The following is an 11,566-nucleotide window of genomic DNA, read 5'->3' on the forward strand; positions in this document are numbered from 1 at the left end:
GGGAATAGGAAAACAGCGTTAGTAGTGCTTGGCTACTGTAGTCCCGCCTTCCACTTTACTTCGCTTCGTGTTCGTTCTAGTCAGGTTTAAACAACAAGGACAGTGGTTTTTGGTGGGATTTCCGCCTGAAAATTGGTTCAAGGTTTAGTCCATTTTCTTCTTGACATCCAGCCTCCGGGCTTTCGGACCTCTCTTTACAAGCCCAGGTCAATAGCCCCTACAGCAGCGAAATCCTTTTGGCTTGAGGTTCATGAGCGGTATAGACCGAGTTTCCAAAAGATTGGAGCGTATGGAGGGACTGCCATTGTTCGTAGCACTACCATTGCGCTGCAAATTAATATTAACTTCCCCAACTTTTACGCTTGATCCGATTTTCTCTGGTTCTGATGTTCTTTTATGTATTGTATAACTATTAGATCTGCTTTTGTGATGTCTCCACTAATATATTAATTTGAAAGTAAGTTGACGCCGGAAGGTGATGAAAAATCAAAATGTACCTTTAAGATATTCAGCGTATTTATAGAAGGGAAGATTCTGAAAAACAGTAACAATCATGACATGTTAAACAAAGTAAGATTGACATGTTGAACAAAGCTAGCCGTTTATAAGTCCGTTATTTTTGTTGTGAAATAAAACAATAAAAAAATGAGAACTAATAATTACAACGGTGCATTACAAAAACCAATAGGTTCAGGATTTAATGCAACATCTACCACAAATGATGTAATAGCAGGGGTTAACCTTACGGGAAAAACGGCGATCATTACCGGCGGTTATGCCGGGATTGGTTTGGAGACCACCAAAACATTTGTACAAGCAGGAGCAACCGTGATTGTGCCTGCGCGTGATATTGAAAAAGCTAGGAAAAATTTGGCAGGAATTGCCAATGTAACGGTGGAAGCAATGGATTTAACCGATTTTAACTCCATTAATACTTTTGCCGAAGCGTTTTTAGTCAATAGCCGACCGCTCGATTTGCTGATTAACAACGCGGGCATTATGTGGGTACCCTTACGTAGAGATGCACGCGGTTACGAATCGCAGCTATCTACCAACCATTTAGGGCATTTCCAACTGACAGCGAAATTATGGCCAGCATTAAAAAAAGCCAATGGCGCAAGGGTGATAAATGTATCTTCTTACGGACATCAGATTGCACCGTTTAATTTTGAAGATCCTAATTTTGAACAGCAAGAGTATCAAACCCTGGTAGGATACGGACAATCAAAATCAGCCAATAACCTGTTTGCTGTTGAGTTGGATGCACGTGGATCAAAATTTGGTATCAGGGCTTATTCTTTGCACCCAGGCTCTGTAAATCACACCGATTTGGGAAGAGAGGCGCCTATGGAACTCTTTCAGCAAATGGGTACTCATGATGCTGAGGGCAATATTTTTCCAGAAGTAGAAAAGAACCTAAAACAGCTTACACAAGGTGCAGCTACAACGGTTTGGTGTGCCACTAGTCCATTATTAAATGATTTGGGCGGTGTATATTGCGAAGATGCAGACATTGCCGAACTGGATTTAGGTAATATCGAACACCTCATGTCTGAACCATCAAGTTTACGCGGAGTAAGACCTTATTCTGTTGATGAAATAAATGCAAAAAAACTGTGGGTTTTAAGTGAGCAGATGGTTGGCATAACATTCAATACAGATTAATTAAAATCAATTATTTGTATTTTAGCAAGGCAGTAATTTAAATCAGGTACCTACGCAATAATGGAGTTTCAAACAAAATATATCACCCCAGAGATCAAACTCTCCTGTTATGAAGATAAGTTGTTTAAAACAGAGGTGGTTTTCGACAACCATATGCTGGTATGGTTTATTTCTGGAGAGACCAAAATTATTGAGGCCGATAAGGAACATGTATTTAATGCTGGAGATATTTTTTTGATTCCAAGGAACCAGCTTGCCACCATCATCAATTATCCAAAAGATGGGCAACCGCATAAAACAGTGGTTATGCATTTGTCGGCAAAGCGATTGAGAGATTTTTATACCAATATTGATGTTGGGCATAAAGTACAGGTATCGCAGAAAATTTTGAGTTTTAGTCATCACCCTCTGCTTAAAAGCTGTCTGGCATCATTAATCCCTTATTTTGATCTTCAGGAATCTTTTCCGGAGCATATTGCGGCAATGAAAATAAATGAAGCCATTAATATTCTCCGGTTTATTGATGCAGATATCGATCATGTACTGGCTAATTTTCAAGAGCCTGGTAAAATTGATCTCGTAGATTTTATGGAGAAGAATTTTATGTTCAATATGCCACTAGATAAATATGGATACCTTATTGGCCGTAGTTTATCAACTTTTAACCGTGATTTTAGAAAAGCATTTAATCTTTCACCACAAAGATGGCTCACCAAAAAAAGGTTAGAACTGGCACATTATCAACTTGTAGAAAAGCATAAAAAACCTATTGAGGTATATATGGAAACAGGTTTTGAAGATTTATCGCATTTTTCTTTTGCCTTCAAAAAAGAATTTGGATATGCACCCTCTGCATTAATAAAGTGAAGTATATAAAATCAGATAACATCTTCATGTTGTCTGATTTTATTGAAATTGCCGGAAGGGATGAACAGATAACCTTAATCTTTCTTTTTAAGCCAGGCAACTTGTTGATTGCTTTCATGCGGCTGACCTAGTATATCTTTGTACAGATCAGGTTTCCTCGCCTGAATATATCGGTATCCTCCAGCATTGGTAAGTCGGTCGGGGTTTAATTCTGCTATAACAAATTCATTGCCTAAAAATCTGCATTCGGCCATTACATCACCAAAAGGGTCGATAATCATAGAACATCCATTTTTAAGCTGATCGTCATCCATTCCAATTGGATTGGCAAAAACGGCATATATTCCATTGTCGTAGGCTCGGGCAGGTAACCATTTCATTAGCCATTCCCGGCCTTTTAATCCATCAAATTCAGTACGTAATAAATCGCTATTGTCCTCCTTGTTTTCCCAAAGTTTAGCGTCTACAAAGCCTGCTCCAGGTCGGGTAGAGGGTGTACACATGGTTACATGTGGCATAAAGATGATTTGTGCACCTAAAAGTGTGGTTGCCCGTACATTTTCTATAATATTATTATCATAGCAAATTAAAATGCCGCATTTCCATCCATATAAATCAAATACTGTAAAAGCATTGCCAGGTAAAAGATGAGGGTTTATAAACGGATGCAGCTTTCGGTGTTTGGCAATCAGGCCTGTTCCATCAACACAAACATAAACTTTGAATAGGTTGTCGTTTTCATCTTTTTCGAATAGTCCCGCAAGAATAGCGATGTTAAATTCTTTGGCGAATTCAATTAACTGCGTAACGCTTGGGCCTTGTGGAACAAATTCTGCTAGCTCAAGCATCTGTGGTTTAGAAAGGTGCCTGGCAAAGGTGTAGCCTGTTATTGAGCATTCGTGGAAAGCAATTGCTTGTGCACCTTGGTTTGCAGCTTGCCTGGTTAGTTGCTTAATTACAGAAAGGTTATACGCTTTATCTCCGCTTTTATTTTCGAACTGTGCTGTGGCTATTTTAAAGTTTTTCATTTTTAATGTGTTTTTGCTAAACTGTTCAAAGCTAACAAGTGCGATTCCGAAAAATTTGTATAAAACCGACAAAGATATTAGTGAAGGGGCATAAGGTTTATCGCCAGCATCTGAGTAGTATCTTTATAATGGGCGGGCGTAAATCCGGTCATTTTTCTGAAATTGCGGTTAAGGTGGGCATGATCATAATAGCCAGATTCATAAATCAACTCTGCTATTTTTTTTTATGGGGCTGTTTTTGAAGCAACTTAAGGAAGTGCTGAAACTTAATGGTATCTGCAAACCTTTTAGGGGAGGTACCAATATGTTCACGGAATTTACGTTCTAGCTGTCTTTCGGTTGTAGGAAGTGTTTTGAGTAAATCTCCTATACTAATAATACCTTGATGCTGATAGATCAGCTTCATGGCCATCGTAAAATCGGCGCTCAAGTGCCTTTGCGAAGGCATGTGCTTTAATAAGAAATTTTCAATAATGTCAATGGCGGTATCTGTTTTTAAAGCTGTAAGAAGTTGTTCTTCTAAGTTGCGGACTTCCTGTCCAAACAAATCTTCAAGCGGTATGGTATGATCATTTAGTTCATAAGCTGCAGTACGAAAATGGGTAAATAAGGCATAAGGTTCTAAAACCACAACGATCATATTCAAATTGCCATTAGCAACTATGGTATTGTGATGAGTGAGTTGCCCATAAACAAAACTTTGGGGCTGACGTTGTGCGGTCAGGTTTTCTTCATCCCACTGCAAAAATGGATCTTTTAAATGAAAAACTATGCCTGGATTACCATCAGAAAACATCCGGTAATACTGCTGTGCACTGGTTTTTTGATCTATAATTAAATAGTGTTTCACCAATCCCTGAAGTAAATGCTGAGGAGGTAATTGCATATTAACAAATGTAGCAGAATCGTAGCAATTTGTCCAGTTCTACCCGTTATAATGTCCGCTACACACCTATCAATTAGTTGTCAGTATGTTAACTTTGATATATAATATTATTCTCAAATTTTTTAAAACAAGCAGAACCATGGAAAAGCAAGATTTTACAGCCACCATTTTGGTAGATCAAAGTCCGAATGAAGCATTTAATGCAATCACCAATGTTAGCGGATGGTGGTCGGAAGCTATTGAAGGAGCTACCGATATTATTAACGCCGAATCCGTTTATCATTATAGCGATATTCATTACTGTAAAATGAAACTGGTAGAAATGATTCCAAATCAAAAAGTAGTTTGGCTGATATTGGATAACTACTTTAAGTTTACAACCGATAAAAGCGAATGGATTGGTACAAAGCTGGTTTTCGATACTACTAAAAAAGGCGAACAAACCGCTGTAACTTTTACGCACGAGGGCTTGATACCGCAGTACGAATGTTATGAAATTTGCAGGGAAGCCTGGACTAACTATATAAAAGAAAGTTTGTATAAGTTGATTACCACAGGAAAAGGGGAGCCAAATCCTAAAGAAAACGATGGATTTAATACCGAATTGGCAAAAAAGTGGAAATTGGAAGTCTAATAATAACTGCAGCTTGTTCATTAAAACTGAACTCGCTGCAGATAAATTAAATTTATTGTTAGTGTTTCCGAAGATTTTCTAGTGTGCCAATAATCTTCTTTTGGCTTTTAATGGTTTCTTCGTAAAGTTCGAGCAATTTATTTTTTTCTTTGATTAAATTTTTAAGCTCATTAAGCTCCTCATCACTTTGGGCAAGGATATCGATTTCAAATTGAGCCAAATCTTCATCTTTACGGTAGTATTCGAAAAAATTAATACCAAGCACAATAGAGATCTTTGTTAGTAAATTGGTATCTACTGAGGCAGATTTAAGTAAAGTATCTACCCGGTGTTTGCTAACACTTATTTTCTCGGCGAGTTGATTCCTACTCATCGATTTTGCCTTCATCTCTTTCCAGATCAGTAACCCAATATTTATGCTCATGGTTAAATTTATTAGGGTTTCTTTTTAGACTCAAAACCGTACAAACCATTTTGGTAAAGGTACGATGCCATCTGGTAATTGGATATAGCCTCGTTAATCAATTTCTGATCTGCTGGTATGGCTACAGCATTTCCGTTAGTAAAATCGGGTTTGTAAGTAGTTGCTTTTTTATTCGGATCGAGAATAACCAGTTTATTGTTTTTAATGTAGCCTAAACTCTGGTAGGTGCTTATAAATGCCCTTTCTTCGCTATCTTTCATTTTAAATACATCCTGACCGAAAAACTTACTGTCGTAACTGAAATTCAGGTAACCTAAAATGGTGGGACCGATATCAATCTGTGCGGTGAGTTTCTCGAATTTGCCTGGTGCAATATGCCCCGGACTATAAAAAATCATGGGAATATGATATTTATCTACCGGTAACTGTACTTTACCCGCACTCGACGCACAATGATCAGCAACAATAACGAATAAGGTATTCGAAAACCAGGGTTTCAGTTTTGCTTCTCGTATAAACTTACCAATAGCATAGTCGGTGTATTTAACGGCGCCTTCTCTGCCGGTGTGTGATGGAATATCAATCCTCCCCTCTGGATAAGTATATGGACGGTGGTTCGAAACCGTCATAATCTGTGCGAAGAAGGGTTTTTTGTCTTTATAATCTTTATCCAGTTCGCGTAACGAAAGTGTAAATAAATCTTCATCGGCAACACCCCAGATATTAGAATAATGGATTTCTGAATCCTGAAGGGAACTCCTATCCGTTACCTGGTAACCGTTGTTGGAAAAGAACTCATTCATATTATCGAAATACCCATAACCACCATAAATAAACCTGCTGTTGTAACCTTTCGAACGGAATATGCTACCTAAGGTAAACAGGTTTTTATTATCTGGGCGTTTTACGATCGATTGCCCGGGGGTAGGTGGGATACAAAGTGAAAGTGCTTCTAAACCGCGCACTGTACGCGTTCCTGAAGCGTATAAATTGTTAAAGAGCAAACCTTCTTTTGCAAGCGAATCGAGCTGGGGCGTAATATGCTGTGTATTGCCAAATGCAGATAAAAACTCAGCGCTTAAGCTCTCTACGCTAATCAGTACAACATTCATTTTGTTTTCGATGCCTGCGTTATTGATGGCTCTGGATGTATTTTTAAATGCTCCGTTTTTGGCCGTAGAATCTTGTTGAAGCAAATTGCTCAGAATAGATTCGGCATTTTTAATTGGCAGCGTTTTATAGAAAGTATTATAATCCAATTGATTGTTCCAAAAGGCAAATCCAAAATCATACATGCCATTGCCCGAAAGCTCATTTACATATTGATTTTTACTGTGGTATTTCCATCTATGGCTTACCCCAAAATAAGTAAGCACAGGCAGACACAAAAGAATCAAGGCAATAATGGTTCGTTTGCCGAAACTGGTTTTATTGGTGGTAGATGTGGTGATGAACTTTCTTAAGAAATAAACGATTAGCGCCGTAATGATCACCAAACCAATTATAATGCTGTTGATTGGGTACGATTGGCGGATATTTCCGATAACCTCTGTGGTATAAACCAGATAATCGACAGCTATAAAGTTATAGCGGACTGAAAATTCTTCCCAAAAGAACCATTCTGAAATAGCATTGAAAATAAGCGTGAAAACAACAAAGAAAAAATAAATAAACAATAATACCTTGTTGAATTTACTGGCATACCATTTAGAAGGGAGCAGCCATAGGTAAATTACAATCGGGATTACTGCGAATGATGCAGCAGCAAGATCGTAGAATAGGCCAATAACAAAAATTTTAAGGAGGTTAAGTATCGACCAATCAACAGAAGACGCACTATAAATTAATAAAGAAAGCCTCGTAATCAGAGATATGCAACATAATAGTGCTGTAACTAAAAAAACTGGTCCAAATCTATTATTGAGTAATTTATTTGTTTTTTCTTTAATGCTCATAGTTAATGATGAATCCAAAGCTTGAATTTTACTTGCCAATTGTTTAATAATTGGCGAAGTTAGTTTTCAATTCTGAAGGAATCCTGAAGGTTTGGTTAGTGCTTAAAGGTATCATTAAAGTATTGCACTAACAATTTATTAATATAATGGAAAGAAACAGGCTTTCCAGGTCTTTGTAACATGATTTATGCTACAGTTTTTCTTCAGAATTGGCAGATACTATTGTGTTGTTTATTAGTAGATAAATGGAAAAAGAGCAGGAAATATTGCTGAAAAAGGTTAAAACATTCGTTAAAGAACTTTTTGAAAAGGAGCTGCCAAAAAACATGTACTTTCATAGTTTTGAGCATACCTTGTTAGTGGTAGAGGGCGTTAAAATTATTTGCAAGCAAAATAGTGTGAGTGAAAATGAATTGCTGATGCTTACTTTGGCTGCTTTTTTACATGATGTGGGCTATACTAAACAATATATCGGTCATGAGCTGGCCAGTGTCAAAATTGCATATGAATTTTTACTGGAAAATGGTCTTGAACGCGATCAGATAGAAGTGGTGAGCAACTGCATTCTTGCTACAAAATACCCTCAATTGCCAGATACCGATTTAGAAAAAATAATATGTGATGCCGATTTTTATCATTTCTCACTTCAAAGTTATACTGATTTTGCCACGAGGCTGAAAAGAGAATGGGAAGAAAACCTTAGTTTGGTATACACAGATCGGGAATGGGATGCCATCAACATCAAAATGCTTACGGGGCACGAATATTTTACCACCTTTGGTAAACAAATATTGCAGAAAAAAAAGAATCTGAACATCGAAAAATTGATACAGCGATTTACCTAAAGGTTTTACATAACAGTTTTAATTTTCTGGTTTTAATGATTACTTTAAAAGCATAAAAAAAGATACAAAATGAAAATTCTGGTCATTGAAGATGAACCCGCTTTACTGGAAAGTATTTTGGCCTATTTTACAGGTGAAGGAAATATATGTGAGCATGCTTCAGATTTTGCATTGGCCAGCGAAAAGATAGCAGTTTACAATTACGATTGTATTCTTTTGGATTTGGGATTGCCCGGTGGAGAGGGGCTGGAGTTGTTAACCAAGCTTAAACAACTAAAAAAAAGAGATGGGGTGCTGATTATTTCTGCGCGCCATTCTTTAGATGATAAACTTGCAGGGCTTGATCTGGGTGCCGATGATTACCTGGTTAAACCTTTTCATTTGTCAGAACTTAAAGCAAGAGTGAGCGCCATTGTCCGCAGAAAAAACTTTGATGGCGATAATGTAATTCATTTTAATGAAATGGCTGTTGATGTTTCAGCAATGAAAATTAATGTTAAAGGCAATCATGTAATACTCACCAAAAAAGAGTTCGATCTGCTGGTGTATTTTCTTTCTAACCGTAATAAAGTGGTCACCAAAAATGCAATGGCCGAGCATCTTTGGGGCGATGAAATGGACCTGTCGGATGATTTCGACTTTATTTATACCCATGTTAAAAATCTCCGTAAAAAACTGCTCGAAGCCGGATCAGCTGATTATCTTCGTTCTGTTTATGGGATAGGTTATAAATTTGGCGATATATGAAACTCTCCAACCGTTATAACAAAGCAAATATTTTAACCTCTATCGTTGTATTAATCATTACAGGGATTATTTACTATGTTGTAATCCATTTTATTTTAACCGAAAAATTAGATCGCGATTTAGCCGTTGAAGAAAATGAAATTAACCAGTATGTAAACACTTTTCATAAACTCCCGCTGCCTGCAAGTTATCTCGATCAACAGATATCTTATAAAACACTAAGTGGAATTATTTCTGAAAGAGAATTTCTAAATACGATTTATTTTAACCCGAAAGAACGTGAAAACGAACCTGGGAGAAGTCTGATTACGGTTGTACACTTAGATGGTAAAACCATTGAGGTAACCATAACCAAATCGAGGGTAGAATCAGAAGACCTTATTAGAATCATTCTTTTAATAACACTCGGAATTACGGTTGTTTTGCTTTTATCCTTATTGCTGATTAACCGATTTGTACTGAACAGGCTTTGGCGTCCCTTTTATTCTACTTTGAACCGGATGAAAACTTTCGAAGTAACCCGAATGGATACTATTGAACAAGAGCCAACTAAAATTGATGAGTTTAACGAGCTTAATAAGTCTGTAAATGCCATGGCCGAAAGGGTACGGCAAGACTATAAGGAACTTAAAAGTTTTACCGATAATGCCTCGCACGAAATGATGACTCCATTAGCCGTAATTAATTCTAAATTAGATTCTTTGCTGCAAACAGAGTCGTTTACCGAGCAGCAGGGCGCATTATTGGAAGATATTTATCATGCTACAGGCAGATTATCAAGACTGCATCAATCTTTATTGTTGCTGGCCAAAATTGAAAATAACCTGATTCCCGATTTTCAGGAGATTGATCTTAAAGAAATGGTGGAAGTAAAAGGCCGTCAGTTTCAGGAACTGTTTGAAAAAGATGGGCTAAGCCTTACTACAAATTTACAGGTTGTTGAAATAAAAATGAGTCGCTATTTGGCCGATATTTTACTGAACAATCTGTTTAGTAATGCGGTAAGGCACAATATTATCGACGGATATATTCGTGTTGAACTCAGTTCAGTTGCGTTGATTATGGCAAACTCCGGAAAACCTGGCAATATCCAAAGCAAAATTTTCGACCGCTTTTCAAAATCTGCCGATTCAGAAGGAATGGGTTTAGGTTTGGCCATCACTAAACAGATCTGTAACCTTTATGGCTTCCGGATTAGTTACCAGGAAGAAAACGGTGAGCATGTTTTTACTGTTTATTTTGGCGATTAATCTGCCCATTTTTTACGCTTCTTCATGCCGAACTTGTTTTATTAGTTGTGTTTATGGCTCTGAAGGTCTAATAGTTACTTCTTGGTCGGGATCTTTTTAGTTATTTATGTGGTTGAATTGCAAGAGTGGTGGGTGTTGCCACCGTCATTATAAATAATAAACACATTCTGCGTAGATCAGCGACATCTGCGGGAGGCTTAAGATGAAGCATTTTGTCATATTTTTTATTGCCCGCAGATTTGAGTAGATTTCCGCAAATTAGGTGTGATTGCGTGTTACCACCTGTCACTATCGAATTACCCATTGCGAACATCCAGTTTAGAAAATAGTTTCATTCACTCATAACTTCAGAATTTCTCCATAATTCGATTATAGTTTTGATTAAAATTTAAACTATGAAAAGGTTTTTAGGGGTGCTGTTGATTATGGTAAGTTATAGAAGTCGTACTTATGCTGCTGTCGTTATTGGGTACACTCAAAATATAGATTCGGTTAAAAATGTTCCTGCGGATTCTCTAGGACGATGGTACACTGGCCATCCGATTCCAAAAAGAAAGTTTCAGGCAACGGCATTTATTGCACCTGTGGTATTAATGGGCTATGGCTTTGCGGCAGTTTACGATCGCGGTGCTTTAAAACAACTTGATGTAAGTACCAAAGCAGAATTACAGGAAGACCATCCTTTATTTGCCGCTCATGTTGATGACTATCTCCAATTTGCCCCAGCGGCTGCCGTATATGCACTTAATTTATCAGGTATAAAAGGTAAGCATAACCTGTTTGATGCCTCGATGTTATATGTAACCTCGGCTGCAATTATGGGTGTTTCTACCCATTTTGTGAAACAGGGCATTGGTAGAGAGCGACCAAATGGAAATGGAGAAAATTCTTTTCCCTCCGGGCATACGGCATCTGCATTTATGGCAGCAGAATTTCTACATCAAGAGTATAAAGATGTTAATCCATGGATTGGTTATGCTGGTTATTTTGTTGCCACGGCTACCGGAACACTGCGGATGTATAACAACAAACACTGGTTTAGTGATGTGGTGGCAGGTGCCGGATTCGGGATTGCTTCTACAAAGATATCTTATCTTGTTTATCCATATATCAAGAGCCTTTTTACCACAAAAAAAGATGGGAATTTTACATTTATGCCCTTCCACCAGCAAGGTAGCACGGGTTTAATGCTTTCGGGGAGGTTTTGATTGCTCGATTATTTGAAAAAATCAACGACAGGTTTTCTTCATAATTGATCCGTAATT

The 11,566-nt window shown here is 37.6% G+C and carries 11 protein-coding genes; 7 read left to right on the forward strand and 4 right to left on the reverse strand.

Features of this window, described 5'->3' with window-relative positions; translation table 11 throughout:
* Positions 1–645: 645 nt before the first annotated feature.
* Both J7E57_RS06380 and J7E57_RS06385 read left to right on the forward strand, forming a co-directional pair.
* Complete coding sequence (locus J7E57_RS06380; RefSeq protein WP_215126164.1) at positions 646–1,665, forward strand: SDR family NAD(P)-dependent oxidoreductase; 1,020 nt, start codon at positions 646–648, stop codon at positions 1,663–1,665.
* A gap of 60 nt (positions 1,666–1,725) precedes the next feature.
* Positions 1,726–2,532 carry an AraC family transcriptional regulator gene (locus J7E57_RS06385; protein ID WP_215126166.1) on the forward strand — a complete coding sequence of 269 codons (807 nt, stop codon included), beginning with the start codon at positions 1,726–1,728 and terminating at the stop codon, positions 2,530–2,532.
* Positions 2,533–2,606: 74 nt separating this feature from the next.
* Here the strand turns inward: J7E57_RS06385 and J7E57_RS06390 are convergent, their stop codons facing one another.
* A complete protein-coding gene (locus tag J7E57_RS06390) occupies positions 2,607–3,560 on the reverse strand; it encodes a nitrilase family protein (protein WP_215126168.1) in 954 nt (317 codons plus the stop codon).
* A gap of 214 nt (positions 3,561–3,774) precedes the next feature.
* Positions 3,775–4,446 (reverse strand): DUF6597 domain-containing transcriptional factor, encoded by a 672-nt coding sequence (locus J7E57_RS06395; RefSeq protein ID WP_215126170.1) that lies wholly within the window; start codon positions 4,444–4,446, stop codon positions 3,775–3,777.
* A gap of 139 nt (positions 4,447–4,585) precedes the next feature.
* On the opposite strand from J7E57_RS06395, the gene J7E57_RS06400 reads away from it, so the two are divergent.
* On the forward strand, positions 4,586–5,080 hold the full coding sequence (locus tag J7E57_RS06400) for an SRPBCC family protein (protein WP_215126172.1): 495 nt from the start codon (positions 4,586–4,588) through the stop codon (positions 5,078–5,080).
* A gap of 58 nt (positions 5,081–5,138) precedes the next feature.
* Here the strand turns inward: J7E57_RS06400 and J7E57_RS06405 are convergent, their stop codons facing one another.
* Both J7E57_RS06405 and J7E57_RS06410 read right to left on the reverse strand, forming a co-directional pair.
* Positions 5,139–5,504, reverse strand: coding sequence for a helix-turn-helix domain-containing protein (locus J7E57_RS06405; protein ID WP_215126174.1), 366 nt, complete (start codon positions 5,502–5,504; stop codon positions 5,139–5,141).
* A gap of 11 nt (positions 5,505–5,515) precedes the next feature.
* Positions 5,516–7,459 (reverse strand): LTA synthase family protein, encoded by a 1,944-nt coding sequence (locus J7E57_RS06410; RefSeq protein ID WP_215126176.1) that lies wholly within the window; start codon positions 7,457–7,459, stop codon positions 5,516–5,518.
* Positions 7,460–7,704: 245 nt separating this feature from the next.
* Between J7E57_RS06410 and J7E57_RS06415 the strand changes: the two genes are divergently transcribed.
* From J7E57_RS06415 to J7E57_RS06430, 4 genes are all read left to right on the forward strand, one after another.
* A complete protein-coding gene (locus J7E57_RS06415; protein WP_215126178.1) occupies positions 7,705–8,304 on the forward strand; it encodes an HD domain-containing protein in 600 nt (199 codons plus the stop codon).
* Between the two features lie 69 nt (positions 8,305–8,373).
* The gene (locus tag J7E57_RS06420; protein ID WP_215126180.1) at positions 8,374–9,051 is read left to right on the forward strand and encodes a response regulator transcription factor; all 678 of its coding nucleotides are present in this window, start codon (positions 8,374–8,376) and stop codon (positions 9,049–9,051) included.
* Positions 9,048–10,301 (forward strand): sensor histidine kinase, encoded by a 1,254-nt coding sequence (locus J7E57_RS06425; RefSeq protein ID WP_215126182.1) that lies wholly within the window; start codon positions 9,048–9,050, stop codon positions 10,299–10,301. Before J7E57_RS06420 ends, J7E57_RS06425 begins: the two co-directional genes overlap by 4 nt.
* Positions 10,302–10,696: 395 nt before the next feature.
* Positions 10,697–11,509 (forward strand): phosphatase PAP2 family protein, encoded by an 813-nt coding sequence (locus J7E57_RS06430; protein WP_215126184.1) that lies wholly within the window; start codon positions 10,697–10,699, stop codon positions 11,507–11,509.
* Positions 11,510–11,566 lie beyond the last annotated feature (57 nt).

This window comes from Pedobacter sp. ISL-64 (assembly GCF_018613605.1).
In the GTDB taxonomy this organism is placed as follows: Bacteria; Bacteroidota; Bacteroidia; order Sphingobacteriales; family Sphingobacteriaceae; genus Pedobacter.